Annotated in this window: 10 protein-coding genes; 7 read left to right on the top strand and 3 right to left on the bottom strand. The window is 42.0% G+C overall.

Going from position 1 to position 16342, the window contains the following annotated elements:
- The first annotated feature begins 98 nt into the window (after positions 1-98).
- From CEX98_RS13630 to CEX98_RS13605, 6 genes are all read left to right on the top strand, one after another.
- On the top strand, positions 99-3212 hold the full coding sequence (locus CEX98_RS13630; protein ID WP_099642606.1) for a glycosyl hydrolase family 18 protein: 3114 nt from the start codon (positions 99-101) through the stop codon (positions 3210-3212).
- Between the two features lie 48 nt (positions 3213-3260).
- The gene (locus CEX98_RS13625; protein WP_099642605.1) at positions 3261-4688 is read left to right on the top strand and encodes a lytic polysaccharide monooxygenase; all 1428 of its coding nucleotides are present in this window, start codon (positions 3261-3263) and stop codon (positions 4686-4688) included.
- A gap of 50 nt (positions 4689-4738) precedes the next feature.
- Positions 4739-7207, top strand: a complete 2469-nt coding sequence (locus tag CEX98_RS13620) for a glycosyl hydrolase family 18 protein (RefSeq protein ID WP_099642604.1) — start codon at positions 4739-4741, stop codon at positions 7205-7207.
- Between the two features lie 252 nt (positions 7208-7459).
- Positions 7460-8134 (top strand): substrate-binding periplasmic protein, encoded by a 675-nt coding sequence (locus tag CEX98_RS13615; RefSeq protein WP_172439775.1) that lies wholly within the window; start codon positions 7460-7462, stop codon positions 8132-8134.
- The gene (locus CEX98_RS13610) at positions 8131-10062 is read left to right on the top strand and encodes a RecQ family ATP-dependent DNA helicase (RefSeq protein ID WP_099642602.1); all 1932 of its coding nucleotides are present in this window, start codon (positions 8131-8133) and stop codon (positions 10060-10062) included. The genes CEX98_RS13615 and CEX98_RS13610 overlap by 4 nt, the downstream gene beginning before the upstream one ends.
- Positions 10063-11226, top strand: a complete 1164-nt coding sequence (locus CEX98_RS13605; RefSeq protein ID WP_099642601.1) for an anhydro-N-acetylmuramic acid kinase — start codon at positions 10063-10065, stop codon at positions 11224-11226.
- Positions 11227-11321: 95 nt separating this feature from the next.
- On the opposite strand, the gene CEX98_RS13600 is transcribed toward CEX98_RS13605, so the two are convergent.
- From CEX98_RS13600 to CEX98_RS13590, 3 genes are all read right to left on the bottom strand, one after another.
- Positions 11322-11804, bottom strand: a complete 483-nt coding sequence (locus CEX98_RS13600; RefSeq protein ID WP_099642600.1) for a hypothetical protein — start codon at positions 11802-11804, stop codon at positions 11322-11324.
- Between the two features lie 356 nt (positions 11805-12160).
- Entirely contained in the window at positions 12161-12739 is a 579-nt protein-coding gene (locus CEX98_RS13595) for a hypothetical protein (protein ID WP_099642599.1), read from the bottom strand.
- Positions 12740-12958: 219 nt separating this feature from the next.
- A complete protein-coding gene (locus tag CEX98_RS13590) occupies positions 12959-14098 on the bottom strand; it encodes a Na/Pi symporter (protein ID WP_099642598.1) in 1140 nt (379 codons plus the stop codon).
- Between the two features lie 289 nt (positions 14099-14387).
- Between CEX98_RS13590 and CEX98_RS13585 the strand changes: the two genes are divergently transcribed.
- Positions 14388-16337 (top strand): sensor histidine kinase, encoded by a 1950-nt coding sequence (locus tag CEX98_RS13585; RefSeq protein WP_172439772.1) that lies wholly within the window; start codon positions 14388-14390, stop codon positions 16335-16337.
- The last annotated feature ends 5 nt before the right edge of the window (positions 16338-16342 follow it).

Here is a 16342-nt window from a genome sequence, read left to right as displayed (position 1 = left end):
ATCTATAGCGTAAATTTGTTGTTGCCATATCCTTTTTATGTGTTAGGTTTATGTTGTTATTGTTAACCAAATACAATAAATGGTTGGAGAACCACACTATGAAACAACATGTAAAGACCCTCAAATTATCTCACTTAGCATCAGCACTTAGTGTCTTTTTATGCGCTAACTCATATGCTTATAACTGTGATAATTTAACACAATGGTCACAAGGCTCCGCATACACAGGTGGACAAAAAGTACAAAAATCGCAACAGGCCTTTGAGGCTAAATGGTGGACTCAAGCAGATCCAGAAACCAGTTCAGGACCATGGGACGATTGGAAAAAATTGGGTGATTGTGACAGCGTTGTCACCAACAAACCACCTAAAGTTCAGTCTTTACTTCCGGCTAATGGAAGTACTTTTCCCGCAAATGACAGCGTTGCCATTTCTGTAAATGCAACAGATGAAGACGGTTCCGTTTCTCAGGTTGAGTTTTTCGTTGATGGTGTCTCTATTGGCATAGATACCACTTCTGAAAATGATAATTTTTCACTTAACTGGCCTGCAACTGTAGGTGACCACATCATTTCTGTTGTTGCGACGGATAATGAACAAGCCGTATCAAGTACGTTAGAAAGTAACGTTATTGTGACAAGTGCAGGTAACCAGCTGCCAACGGCTAGTTTATCGCTAGCAGGTTCTAATCAGGTTGTGATTAATCAACCTGTAGATATTAACTTAGATGGTTCGGATCCAGACGGCACAATACAGAAATTGAGCTTATTTATTAACGACCAACTGACTTTTGAGAGCGCATCGGCACCTGCTCAGTTCTCATGGTTACCAACACAGCTTGGCAATACCGCTATCAAACTGGTTGTTGAAGACAATAATGGCGCAACTGCAGAGAGTCTGTTAGAGATAAATGTTGTCGAAACTCCGCCAGTGAGTAACAACTGTGTTCCACACGGTTTGTATGAGACCCCAAATTTTGCACCAAATTATTGTGATATTTACGATGAAAATGGACGTGAAAAAATGGGTGCAGATCACCCTAGACGTGTGATCGGCTACTTTACCAGTTGGAGAACGGGTAAAAATGGACAACCAAGCTACCTGGTTAATGATATCCCTTGGGATAAAATTACCCACATAAATTACGCCTTTGCTCATGTTGATGCTAATAACAAGGTGTCAATCGGTGACCCTACTGCGCCAAACAATCCGGCAACCAATATGACATGGCCTGGGCAAGCTGGGGCAGAAATGGATCCGTCATTACCATACACCGGACATTTCAACTTGCTTAATAAGTTCAAAAAGCAACACCCAGATGTCAAGACGTTGATCTCTGTTGGTGGCTGGGCTGAAACAGGTGGCTATTTTGACGAAACAGGTAACCGGGTAGCGAGTGGTGGTTTTTACACCATGACAACAAACGCAGACGGTAGCGTAAACAACGCTGGTATAGACGCTTTTGTTGCCAGCTCAGTCGAATTTATTCGTAAATATAATTTCGACGGAGTAGATATAGATTATGAATATCCTTCATCAATGAATGATTCAGGGCACCCTGATGACTTCGCTATCTCAAATCCGCGCCGCGCCGCACTGAATGCATCTTACCAAGTATTGATGAAGAAGCTTCGCGAAGCACTTGATAAGGCGGGACAAGAAGACAATACTCATTATCTTCTCACGATTGCTTCACCGTCTTCAGGTTACCTTCTCCGTGGCATGGAAACGTTCCAGGTCACCAAATATTTAGACTACGTAAATATTATGTCTTATGACTTACACGGAGCATGGAATCAACATGTTGGCCATAATGCGTCACTCTTTGATACAGGCGAAGATTCAGAACTCAAACAATGGAATGTATATGGTACGAAAGAGTTCGAAGGCATTGGATACTTAAACACCGATTGGGCTGTTAAATACTTTAGAGGCTCTGTCTCTGCTGGCCGTATAAATATTGGTATTCCTTATTACACTCGTGGCTTTAGAGATGTATCGGGCGGTACAAATGGCCTATGGGGCCAAGCTGCGTTGCCCAATCAAGCAGACTGCCCTCCAGGCACTGGCAGTGGTGATAAGAATAAGTGTGGTAATGGTGCAGTGGGAATCGATAACTTATGGCATGATAAAAATGACGTAGGCCTTGAAGTACCTGCAGGTTCGAACCCACTGTGGCACGTTAAGAATCTGCAAAATGGTGTTCTGGGTAGTTACCTTTCAGACTATGGTCTCGATCCTAGCAATAACCCAGAACATCAGATCACTGGCACTTATACACGTCGTTATGATCCAGTAGCGGTAGCCCCTTGGCTTTGGAATGCGGATAAAAACGTATTCCTCTCAATAGAAGATGAAGAGTCAATGGCGGCTAAGGTTGATTATGTTATCAATCAAGAGCTTGGCGGCATTATGTTCTGGGAGCTTGCCGGTGATTACGATTACGATACCAGCAAAAATGAATACTTTATGGGTTCGTCGCTAACCAGTCTTGCTTACAATAAGTTTAACCAAAGCGGTACTCCTTACTCGGTTAAACAGGGGAATAAATCTTTTGTAAAACCCGCGGTTGCAGTAGATGTTAAGTTTGCAGCTAAAGACTTCCCGGCTGGTGACGCAAACTACCCAATCGCTCCTACATTTGCGTTTACCAATAATTCCGATATTGACCTCAGTGGCGCAAAAATATCTTTTGACGTACCTGTTGCGACCTCTGCGATTTTTAAATCGAATTGGAACGCACAAGAAAAGTTAGGGATGGCCGTAGAAGTAAATGGGTCAAATGCGGCTGGGAACAATATTGGTGGCTTTGAAAATGAATTTCATCGATTCTCTATCACCCTGGTAAACGAGTGGGGTGGAACGCCGAAATCTTTTGCGCCAGGTGAAACCATAAATGCGCAAGTAATGTACTACATGCCTATCTCTGGCCCAGTTAATTTTGTTGTAGAGAAAGACGGTAATCGCTACGCCTTCGCAAGCGAATACAAAGACTTACCACTTGCTACGCCAGGTGATGGTAACACAGATCCTGTGAACGAATGCAAAGGTACGCCGATAGAGCAGATAGCCGTATATCCGACCTTACCTCAGGGAAGCCACGCTTCAAAGGGTGACTTGGTGATTGACGGCAATGCGGTATATGAAGCGAAGTGGTGGACAAACCAACAGCCATCTTTGAGCAGTGATTATACCAAAGTTTGTAGCCTGTAAATTTGGTAAGGGGGAGCTCTCCCCCTTATTTAAAGAAGGTAATTCATAATGAACAAATATCAGCTTCACAATTTAGTTACCCTTATCGGTGTAACATCTTTATTTGTATCAAATACGGTTTTTGCGCACGGTTATATGGACTTTCCAAAAGCTAGACAAGCAATATGCCAAGCGCAAGGGGGGTATTGGTGGCCAGATGATGGTTCAAACATTCCAAATCAAGCATGCAGAGCAGCTTATTTAGACTCTGGACATTTTCAGTTTGTACAAGAACATGAATTCTCAGCCAATACCACCGACTATAATAATTTAGACGCTGTTAAAGCGAATATTCCCGACGGAACTCTTTGCTCCGCTGGGGATCCAAATAAAAGCGGTATGAGCGTGGTATCTGAGCATTGGCAACGCACGCTTGTCGAGCCAAACAGCCAAAATCGTGTTGCAGTTAGTTTTAGGGCTACCACGCCTCACAACCCAAGCTTCTGGCAGTTTTTCTTGTCAAAACCAAGCTATAACGGTGAAAACTCTGCACTAACTTGGAACGATTTAGAGCTTATCAACGAATTTGGCAATATCGACTTTGTTGTCGACCCAGACGGTAAACGTTTTTACAAAATGGAAATCGATATTCCAGCGGGTAGGCAGGGAAATGCTGTGCTTTACACTCGTTGGCAGCGTTATGATGTAGCCGGAGAGGGCTTTTATAATTGCTCGGATATCGTCATTTCAAAAGCAGGCACACCGAGCGACTGGATCAGCAGTGGCTACTTTTTAAAACAAGGTCAAACTGCAAGCGTTGGAGATCGAGTCTGGTTTAGAACGTTTGACGACACAGGTAACGAGTTGGTGAATCATACCTTAGCCATCACAGAGCAAAACGTGTCTGATTGGCAACCAAAACTCGCGTCCTATTTAAATGCGACCTATCCCAACAAGGTACAAGTGGGTGTTAAACAAACCGATGGCAGCATTTTGTTTGACGAAACTGCGTTATTGACCAACGAAGTATTCCAACCAAACGCGCAATACACAAGCAATCTCAGCATAGTAAAAGGTGATACCAACACGCCGCCAACCGTTAATCCGATTGATAATCTTGTGCTTACAGAAAACACCGAAACAACACTTCATGCACATGCGTTTGATGACCAAAATGATCCTCTTAGTTTTATTTGGTCAATTCCTGCACCTTTAAGCTATTCAGGCGAAGGGGACACTATCTCCATTTTAGCCCCTGAAGTCGAGGCCGACCAAACTGTTCAGGGTGAATTAACGGTGTCTGATAGCAAAGCCAGCACCTCTGTAAGCTTCACCATTACAGTCAAAAATAATACTTCTCCTCAATACCCGCAATGGCAAGCAACTGAAACCTACGTTGGCGGTGACAAAGTCACCCACAATCAAAAGGTTTATGAGGCAAAGTGGTGGACCAGAGGTGAAGAGCCAGGCAACAGCGATGTTTGGAAAGCAATTTAATTACCCCAAAAAATTTGGGTACAACATGTAACTACAATAAGGTTGAAGATATGAAACTTAATAAAATAACAAGCTTTATAGGGCTTGCGTTGATAAGTGGTGGTGCACTTGCAGCTCCTTCTACTCCAACGCTAGATTGGCAACCACAGCAATATTCTTTTGTTGAAGTAAACGTTGACGGCAACGGCTCTTATAAACAGTTGGTTAAAGCAAAAGACGTTGTAAATATCAGCATAAAATGGAATGCATGGAGTGGTGCAGGGGGCGACAACTACAAGGTTTACTTTGATGACATGCTCGTAAACCAAGGCACACTGAGTGCAGGCACTAAGAGTGGTGTTGTTGAATTTCCTTATACACAATCTGGACGTCATACACTTTACCTAGAACTGTGTGAAGGCAGTGTATGTGCCAGAAGTGCAGGGAAAGAAATCGTCATCGCTGATACAGACGGCGCGCATTTAGATCCACTGCCTATGAATGTTAATCCGAACAATCGTAACAACGGCACAATCCCAGGACGTGTAACTGGTGCTTATTTCGTTGAGTGGGGCATTTATGGTCGCAATTACGATGTAACACAGATACCCGCACATAACTTATCTCATATTTTATATGGCTTTATCCCTATCTGTGGACCTAACGAGTCTTTAAAATCAATAGAAAATGGCAACAGCTGGCGCGCCCTACAAACGGCTTGTGCAGATTCACAAGATTATGAAGTTGTAATACATGATCCGTGGGCTGCGGTACAAAAGTCTATGCCTGGCGTTGATGCCAAAGACCCAATCCGAGGCGTTTATTCACAGTTAATGGCGCTTAAACAGCGTTATCCAGACCTTAAAATACTTCCATCTGTAGGCGGTTGGACATTATCAGATCCGTTCCATGGCTTCACCAACAAAGCAAATAGAGACACCTTTGTGGCCTCGGTCAAACAGTTTCTTAAGACTTGGAAGTTCTATGATGGAGTAGATATTGATTGGGAATTCCCAGGAGGTGATGGACCTAACCCAGATCTCGGAGACCCAGTTAACGATGGGCCGGCGTATGTCGCATTGATGCAAGAGCTACGAGCTATGCTTGATGAACTAGAGGCAGAAACGGGCCGCCAATATGAGTTAACATCAGCAATTGGTGCAGGCCACGATAAAATTGAAGACGTAGATTATCAAGCTGCACAACAGTACATGGATTACATTTTCGCCATGACCTATGATTTCTATGGCGCATGGAATAACGAAACGGGTCATCAAACTGGTATCTACTGCGGCTCGCATTTAAGCACAGATGAATGTAATGGCACTGGTCTTGACGACAATGGCGAGCCGCGCAAGGGGCCAGCTTACACTGGTGACAATGCGATCCAACTGCTATTACAACAAGGTGTTCAACCTTCAAAACTGGTTATGGGCGTTGCAATGTATGGCCGTGGTTGGGAAGGGGTATATGATAGCAATGCAAGTATTCCGGGTAACCCAATGACAGCTCCAGGTAACGGACCGCTTAAAGGCTCCACTAGTGAAGGTGTGTGGGAGAACGGTATCATGGACTATAAAGGTATTGCAGCCAATGCAGTAGGTCAGGGCGGCGCTGGCGTCAATGGCTATGAAGTAGGATATGATGAACAAGCCCAAGCAGCATATGTATGGAACAGAAGCAACGGTAAATTGATCACTTATGACAGCCCAAGAAGTGTAGTTGCAAAAGGCCAATATGCTAATACTCATCAGCTAGCAGGCTTATTTGGTTGGGAAATTGATGCGGATAATGGTGATATTCTAAATGCCATGTACGATGGCTTAACCGCAGGGGAAATTCCAAACAGAGCGCCAGCCATTGGTGTGTCAGGTCCAGTTAGTGTCACTTCAGGACAAACCGTTAGTGTCGATGCACAAGCGACAGACCCGGATAACGATGCGCTATCGTATACGTGGACAGGCTCTCCTGAGCTTTCTCTTAGTGCAACGAATGCAGCAGCAGTTTCGCTCACCGCACCAAATGTTAGTCAGCAAACTACCTATGAATTATCAGTTGTAGTGAGTGATGGAACATTATCGGCAAATAAAACGCTTTCAGTAATTGTAAGCCCAGAAGGTACAAATGCAGCACCAATAGTGACACCCATTTCAGACATCACTATCAACGAAGGCGACTCAGCCTCAGTGTCCGTTACGGCTAATGACCCTGAAGGTGCTCCTCTTAGCTATAGCTGGAATACACCTGCAGAGTTGAGCGTTGTAGATAACGGCAGCTCCGCCACTCTTACAGCGGCTAGTGTTAACGCAGATACCAGTGTTGCGGTAACGGTAACAGTGTCAGATGGAGTTAACAGCGTAGACACGACATTTAATGTGACGATAAAAGATAGTGGCGCCCAGTACCCGACATGGGATAGCTCAACGGTTTATGTGGGTGGTGATCGTGTTACTCATAATGGTAACCTTTTTGAAGCAAAATGGTGGACTCGAGGTGAAGAGCCTGGGACTGCTGATGTGTGGAAAGCCATTAATAATTAAGTTGATATAATGCTCGATGAGCTCATCACTATGGTGAGCTCATCCTTAATAGACGCAAATAAAATGCCTCTCAAACATAGCGCATCGTTAACTTTTGCTTTCTTTTTCTGAGGAGTCTTTCATAATGATACTATGAACTTCACAAAAGAGTCATAAGTTCTGTCAGTACTCATTCGTTATACAGTTTTCTTTATCTTCTTGGCTTGCTTTAAAAGCCATGCAGTAGATTGCGCAACAGAAACCTCTCTGAAAGTGGGGATCGGTTCTAGTTGGCCACCATTTGTGATGTACGGTACACGCCCATATGGTCTGGATGTTGAGATCACTGAAGCTGTTTTTAAACACGCAGGTTACTGTATTGAGTTTGTTCAACTGCCATCCTCAGCTCGTGGCATCACTGAATTGGAAAAAGGGCTCATTGACATTTTACCTTCTGCCAGCTTTAGTGTAGAACGCGCAAAAATTGCTTACTTTTCTATTCCTTATCGCAGAGAAAGAATGCGGTTGTTCACAAATAAAGAAATTGAACCCAATAGTAATTTGGTTGAGTTGTTTTCAGCTGGTTATACCTTTACTTCAAATCCCGGCGCTTACTATGGTGAAGAAGTGAAGCAAATAAAAAAAATTGATTGGTACGATAAGCGCCTATTTGAAATATCCAGTCTAGACCGTCGGATCGAAATGGTAGCCAAAAATCGGGTAGATTTTCTGATTGAGGATGAAGATGCTGGCTATTACTATATTAACAAGTTAGGCTATGGATCAATTCAAGTTCACCCCTACATAGTGAACGACAACGCCATTCATTTTATGCTTGGACGCCATGCATTTGAGCGTACTGATATAGAACGTATCAATGAAGCAATTACGAGTTTACTTGGCGTAATAACCCGTATTTCAGAAAAGTACAGAAAAGACTCAGGATGATCCAACAACAAGTTTATCAGGTTCTACACAATACATTTGGTCATACCGCACTCCGTCCGGGCCAAACGGATGTTATTAATGCCGTTATGCAAAATGAAAGCGCCATCGCCATATTTGCAACTGGTGCGGGTAAATCTTTGTGTTACCAACTTCCGGCGATATTAAAAGATGGGATGTGTGTGGTGGTGTCACCCTTGCTTGCCCTAATGCACGAACAACGAGACTATTTGCTGAGTAAAGGGGTTGCAACTGCTTGTCTAGATAGCACACAAACAAAACCAGACATTGCCCGAATTGAAAACGCCATCGTCAATCAAAACCTAAAGGTTTTATTTATCTCAGTCGAGCGACTCAATAGTCAAAAAGCACGCAACCTTCTTGCCCAGAGTAAAATCTCGTTTTTGGTCATCGACGAAGCCCACTGTATCTCAGAGTGGGGCCATAACTTTAGACCAGATTACCTAAAAGTTGCGCAATATAGGCAAGCACTTCGAATCAATCAAGTGCTACTGCTCACCGCAACCGCGACAAACAAAGTAGCGCAAGACATGGCAAACAAGTTTGACGTTGCAGAGTCTAATATCATTCGCACTGGCTTTTATCGAGAAAACTTATATTTAAGTGCGGTCAATATCAGCGAATCCCACAAAGACGAATATTTACTGGCCTTTTTAAGAAAAGCAAAAGGGGCGGGAATTGTTTATGTAACTCAACAAAAGCAAGCTGAAGAAATTGCAAAAATGGTAACGGCTTGTGGATTTGAGGCCAATGCATTTCATGCGTCACTTAAACCTGAGCAAAAAGCACAGATCCAAGCCGACTTTCTCAATAAGCCTAATTTAATTGTGGTGGCTACCATTGCCTTTGGAATGGGAGTCGACAAACCAGATGTGCGATGGGTTTTACATTATGATATGCCAAAATCAATCGAGGGCTATAGCCAAGAAGTTGGAAGAGCTGGTAGGGATGGCGAAAAAGCACACTGCGTTGCTCTTATCAATACAGAAAAAACCGCAGTATTAGAGAATTTTGTCTATGCAAATGCTTTAGAGCGTCGTCCACTTGAGTTGCTTTTTAATGATGTGTTTTCTGAGACTAATGCGGACTATCACCTGAATGAGTACGATTTAGCATACAAAACTAATATTAATCAACTTGTACTCAAAACACTCATTGTTCAGCTAGAGCTGCAAGGGTATTTACAAGTTAATTACAGCTATTTCGCTGAACTCAACATTGCGTTTATCCAAGATAAAAACAAGCTACTTGCAAGCTTTTCTCCACAAAGACAAACATTTTTAGCTCAACTCTTTTCATGTTTTGAATTCAAAAAGAAATGGGGCACACTTTCAATCTCAGCCCTTAATGGCACAGATATTTCCCTCGCCAAAGCACAAGAAGCGATTGATTACCTCGCCAGTCAAAACCTAATAGAAGTGAAGGTTGCTAAATATACCTCAGTTTATTCTAAACCTCAGCAGCAGGTTAATATCGATGAACTAATAAACACTTTTTATCAGCAAGCGCAAATTAAAGAACAAGGAGAGCTTGCGCGGCTTCGGCATTTATTAAAATTCTTTCAACTCACTACTTGCTATCATAAAGCACTGGCTAGCTATTTTGGTGACAATCAAGCGCCAGAACAGTGCGGACACTGTAGTGTTTGTGCTGGCAAGCGTATGATTTTAGAAGCGCAAACCCAACACGAACTCAATACCGATGAGATCAGAGATACATTAAGAGAAGTAACGCAGTTTGCAGCACAACGAGGCATTGAGCTGAGCCTACATCTCAAAACGCTTTTTTTACTAGGGTTAAACTGCCCGTACTTTACCAAATACAAATTTAGACAGCTCACTGGCTTTGGGTGCCAAAAAGGTGTCAAATATGAGTTGTTGAAAACCCACCTAATGGAACGTGCTCTATAAATGAAATCTGATATCCTAAAACTTGCAGAGATAGCTGAGCAAAGTACAAAAAGGGTGCTCGGCTTAATGAGTGGCACATCATTAGACGGGCTTGATATTGCATTATGTAAAATCGAAGGTTCTGGTAAAAATACTACACTGACGGTCGAGCAATTTACCACTGTGCAGTATAGCGTTTCACAAAAACGGCTGTTAACTCAGCATGCCTCAGTAAACCAAGTCAATTTACAAAGTTTATGCCAATTACATACTTGGTTAGGCGCTTTATATGCAGATCTTATCAATAACACGCTAAACCAATGGCAGATACCCAACGATGCAATCGACTTTATAGCAAGTCACGGGCAAACTCTGTATCACTGCCCCCAACAACCTTTTGAGAACACTAAGCGCCTCAATAGTACCTTACAAATCGTAGAAGCAGACATCATTGCAACAAAAACCAATATTATTACCCTCTCAGATTTTAGACAAAAGCACATTGCAAAAGGGCTTGAAGGAGCGCCGCTAGTACAGTACGGCGACTATCTACTTTACGCAAGCGACGCTGCAAATAGAGTGCTATTAAATATTGGTGGGATTTCAAACCTTACCTACCTCCCAAAAGTATGCGAACTTTCGCAGAGTATCAGCAGTGATATTGGTCCAGGTAATACGCTGGTTGATCAATATTGCCGTCACGTACTTGGTATTCCATTTGATGAAAGTGGTAATATTGCCGCAAGCGGCACTATTCAACCTCAATTTTTGAATAATCTGCTTAACCATCCATTTTTCGAGCAGCCTTTACCAAAATCAACTGGCCAAGAGCTATTTAATCAAGCATTTATAAAACAGGCTTTACAAGGTCTTGACTATAATCACGAGGATATTGTTGCAACACTGACTGAATTAACAGCTCTGAGTGTAGCCAAAGCGATCAATAGTTTGAATGCCAACGCAATAGAGCTCTATGTCAGCGGTGGCGGGGTACACAACCAATTTCTTATGCAGCGCCTAAACATCCACCTAAACTCGAAGGTGGTGACGAAAGACTTTGTTGAATTGGGTATTCACCCAGACGCAAAAGAAGCGGCACTATTTGCACTACTAGCAAATGAGACCATATCGGGTGACACCCATGCGTTACCATTCTCGATGGGGAAAATTTCACTACCTAATTAAACGAGCGTTTTGGGCGATTGATCACCAAAGAGCTTGATTTACCGCTGCTCAAATTGACGCTCGAGCTGCTACTATGAAATGTGAAATAAAAAGATTTAGAAGATAGAAAGTACCGCACTGACGGCAGCCGTAAACATGCGCTTCAGTCCTTTAGGTTCAGCTTGATACGTTCGAGCTGATGACCTCTCATCACAAACAACTTGCTCTGACAATACCACCTCAAACTCAGTGGTATTCTTCAGAAAGTTGTGAAGACCCATTAAATTTAGCTGCATTACGTAAGCACCCGCTTCTAACGACTGAGTGACGTTAACTTCTACAATTTTGGTCAGATACGATTCGGGATCAACAGTGACCGACGTGTTGTAAATCGCGCAACGCTCACCAAGTTTAGTTAACACAAGTTCAATCTTATCGTCCATACGAGCATCGCTAGGGATCTCCAGTAGCAACACGAGGCCGTGTTCACTAGGGTGCAAAACCGGTTTCTCATACGGTTGCAACGCGCGATAAGGTCCTTTAGTGGAACTTGTGATTTGCGCTGCATTAAAACTAAAAATACCAGTTTGGATACTCATTACTTTGTTTCATTGTTGATAAGACAGCAGCAATTATCTCAAGTGAAGATGACAGAATTATGACTTCAATTAGCAATCGTATTAAGTTACCGACCTATGTGAATGAGTTAATCAGCGAATTAGTTGTTCTAAATAAGAAATTCCTAAACCTGCTGGTGGTTTTTCACCCTTCAAATTGGTTAGCGAACGAATTCTACTGCTATAACGATAGTCAAATTTATTTCGTATTAGAAGAATAAAATTGATATGAAAAACTTTTTACAGCTACGAGATTAACTGGTGGTGCAAAGAAAGGGGTACATAAAAACGCTAACCTATCTTGAATAAGCTAGCGCCAATGCCGAGTTTATAGAAAATCAAAAACTGTCGTGCTCCCCTGGTCTCTTAACTATTTTTTCGAAAATAACCTTATCCATTTTTAACACTATACGCTGTGTTCTCGTAGTACGAAGAAACTGCCTTACACTACCGTCATCATAGCCTATATTAAAGTGTTCGCCATATCCTACGTTGTTGTTGCTAGCAGCGGTTTCAGCCCATCCGGTAAAATGACCTGAGTAAGCTGCGTTTTTACAATCGTCATCGCAATGAACTGTTATACGCTCTACATCTGGCTTCCCAAGTATGACAACGTTCGAGTCAAATGAATCAACATCCAGTTTAATGGTTTGGTTCATGATAATTGCATCAACTTGTTCAATAGTGAGGTTGTATCTAGTACTCAAGGAATGCAGCTTCTCGCTTAGTATTGCTCTTGCTTGAAGTGCTGACTGTTCGTCGTTTGGATATGCGTTGAATTGCTCTAAACTCTGAACTAATATTTGATCATTTAAAAAATCGTTTCTAACTTCATCTCGTACGCTAACATCTGATTTTGCATTTGCGTATGTTGATGCTAGCATCATCGCTAAAGAGAGGACCTTCAAACCTTTCATTTTTTAACTCCTGTTAAACTATATTACCTTATTTAAACTTAAACTTAACAACATTCAATCAATCAATCAAGTGTTCAGTAATCAAAATAGGCAGGTTTTAGAAGTCAAAAGCCAATACTAGTTAAACTCTACTTAACGATTTATTTATATGTGGTTTAGATTGCACAGAAGATAGAATAATACGTCCTCTTATCCTATCTCCTGCGATACGTATAAAACCTAACGTACCGCCAACATTATCAACCCAGGAAAGACAAAGAATGAGCCAAGAACGTAAGCAAGGGCAGCAGGCTTATTCTGAGTACCTATATCAGCAAGCTTTTCGGCTAAACGTAACGGGATTTCGCGCAGTAAAGGTAGCCCGTAAATCAGCGTAACCGCAAACACGTTAAACAATACATGGACCAGAGCAATCGTTAACGCTACTTCTGCAGCCGCGCCTGTAATAGAAGTTGCAGCCAATAATGCGGTAATAGTCGTACCAATATTTGCACCTAATGTGAACGGATAAATTTGTCTTGTGGTAAACACACCACTACCTGCTAATGGGATCATTAAACTTGTCGTAGTTGATGACGATTGCACCATCACAGTCACTAATGCACCAGAACCAATTCCAACAAAGGGGCCGCGTCCAATTGCACTGTGCAACAGTTCTTTAGCTTTACCAACCAATGCCTTTTTCAATAGTTTACCAAGATAAGTTACCGCAAATAAGATCATCATGATGCCGATGACCACCATTGAAATTCCAGCTGCGGTCGAGTCTAAAAAGCTAACGGTGTCCTTAACTACGCCAACCGCAGGCTTAACTAAGGGCTTAACAAAGTTATAGCTCTTTAGAGAAAGGTCTGCATCACCAACAAATAAATGAGATAACGCTGAGGCCAATTTCTCTAACATACCAAACATAATCTCTAGCGGTAAGAAAATCACTACCGCCAATAAGTTAAAGAAGTCATGAACTGTGGATGCAGCAAAGGCGCGTCTGAATTCTTCTTTACTCCGAATATGGCCGATCGAGACAAGCGTGTTGGTGATTGTTGTACCAATATTTGCACCCATGATCATCGGAATAGCGATACCGATAGGTAAACCACCAGCAACCAAACCAACAATCACCGAGGTTACTGTAGATGAAGACTGTACTAGAGCCGTAGCTAGCGCTCCCAATAACAGGGCGACAAGTGGATTTGTTGCAAAAGCAAAGATTTCTTTAGCACCTTCGCTTCCACCTGAGGCCAGTTTAAAACCACCACTAACTGTACCAACAGCCACTAAGACTAGGTAAACGAGTAATATGATGGACAGCCAGTTTAAAAGCTTGGCCGCCGTTGAAGTCTGATTTTGATTAACCATAGTTATGCTCTTAGAGTAATTCGTGTTTATTCATGACACTTTTATTTCAGTGGCGCATTTAACCATTCAATTGTTACAGTTATATTTCAGTTTTATTTAACCCACCTTAGATGGCTACTTTCTAATCGCTTTATCAAACCACAAAACGATATGCTTATATAATACGCTGTTTTTATTGCATATTTACTGCATTGCCTGTTTACAATTATTTACCTCTTCAAATTTCATCCACATTTGCTTCACTATTTATAGCTAAGGTTAGTTCACGTCTCTTGTGCCTATTATTGCTATGTCCAGACTGTTTTTATTTTTATTGCTGTTCTTTTCAACAACGGGATTTGCTCAGTATTCAGAGCCTTCGTTCTATAACAGAGCATCACACCCATTAGAAGTTAGTTTTAATGAAATTGATCGTAAGGACCTAATAGATCTCCCCGGCGTTTCGGAGGCTAACATTGATGAAATTACCCACCAGTTAGCTAATGCTAAACCCGCACTGAAGCAACAAGCTTATCAGTGGACGGTCATTGATTTGACTTTACTCAATACGCAGGAACAACTATTTTTAGCGTTTGGTTTTGCAAGGTTGCCATGGCTCAATGTCATAAAAATCGAAGACAGGGCTGTTACTTCAATTGCTCATCATGATCTAAGCACCACTTTTTCGCAAAGACCTGTACGCACGCCGCAACTCTACATACCTATACCGCAAATGGATAAGAAAGAGGGGGTACTATTAATTCGCTACCAAACTTTTGCCAATGCACCTGCTGACATTAGATTGATAAACAGTGCAGAACTTGATAGCAACGTACTAACGAGCTCAGTGATAAATGCAGCGCTCTGTGGCGTTATTATTGCGGTATTTCTTATCGTGCTGGTGAATTTCTACTTCAACGCAAACATGACAAATGCGTATTACTGTATCTGGACATTATTATTTTTACTGATCGTTATGGACATGTCCGGTTTCACCTTTGCGTATTTATGGCCTACACAGGGAAAATTTGCCACGCTGTTCTCCGCTTGCCTAATGACCTTAGTGCCTATCTTTCACCTGCTGTTTATCCGCGAGTTTTTGCAACTGAAGCAGCGATGTCGACTTCTTGACCAACTGCACCGTCTATTTTTGTTTGGCTATCTAGTGCTTATTCCGGTTGCACTGTATACCCAATCTGTTCATTATAATTTGGTGTTAAGTCTTAGTATCATTCCGCTGTTTGTCTACACCAGTTTTTGGTCTTTTAAACAAGGCTCACCTGGGTCTATGACCTTCTCTCTCAGCCTGGCAAACCACGTAGTTTTTGTAAATACCATCGCTATTGGCGGCACCATGTTTGGAGGGGTTAACGTCTATCATATATCTAGCGCCATAAAAGTTGGCTACTTAATAGAAGTGATATTATTCACATTAGCGCTTGCAAAACAAAACAAGTCAGCCCAGAACAACTTATTATCTACGCTGCAAACTCAAGTGAATGCCTTGGCTAATACAGTCAAAACAGAAAAGCAATTTACTCGCCAGAGTCAAAAGGCATTAGAGAAAAAAGAGCAACAGTTATTCACTGATCTCTCTCATGAGCTGCGCACTCCACTCACCGTGATGAAAGTACAGGTAGAGTCCTTACAATATAATATCGTTGAGAATGTACAGGAAAGTTATGGCAAGTTAATGGATAAGATCGATGAGCTTAACGAGTTTATTAATCAACTCATGCTAGTCACCGACAATGACAAGCTAGCCAAAATGTTAGACCTAAGAGACACCACAATTTGTAAGCTAGTAAACCAAGTGCATGCAAAGGCAGCGAGTCTATTTGCAGAACAGCCTCAACAATTAGAAGTAAACTATCAACTCGCAGGGAGCGAAAAAGTGACAATTGATCTCGACGCTATCACCAATTGTATCCTTGAAATTTTAGCTAATGCTGTCAAACATGGTGGTAAGCAGGTTCAGGTTAAGATGAACTTTTTTTGTATTGACGGTCATCTAATTATACGCATTGAAGACTCAGGTACACCTTTATCTTATGAGTCACATCAGAAGCTATTTGACCCTTTGTATAAAACACAGCCATCTCGAACAAATTCAGGGGGTTCAAAGGGAATGGGCCTGGCAATGTGCAAAAAGGTCATTGAAGCACATAGTGGAGACATTGAGTCTTTTAATAGTTTATTGGGTGGCCTCAACATGGAAATCAAACTTCCCCTGACAAGAGTGAACGCCTATACCTTATAAAAGAT

It is taken from the genome of Pseudoalteromonas piscicida (assembly GCF_002744175.1).
GTDB lineage: Bacteria > Pseudomonadota > Gammaproteobacteria > Enterobacterales > Alteromonadaceae > Pseudoalteromonas > Pseudoalteromonas piscicida_B.
The sequence above is the reverse complement of the archived record's forward strand: the minus strand, read 5'-3'. Positions and strand labels throughout refer to the sequence as shown.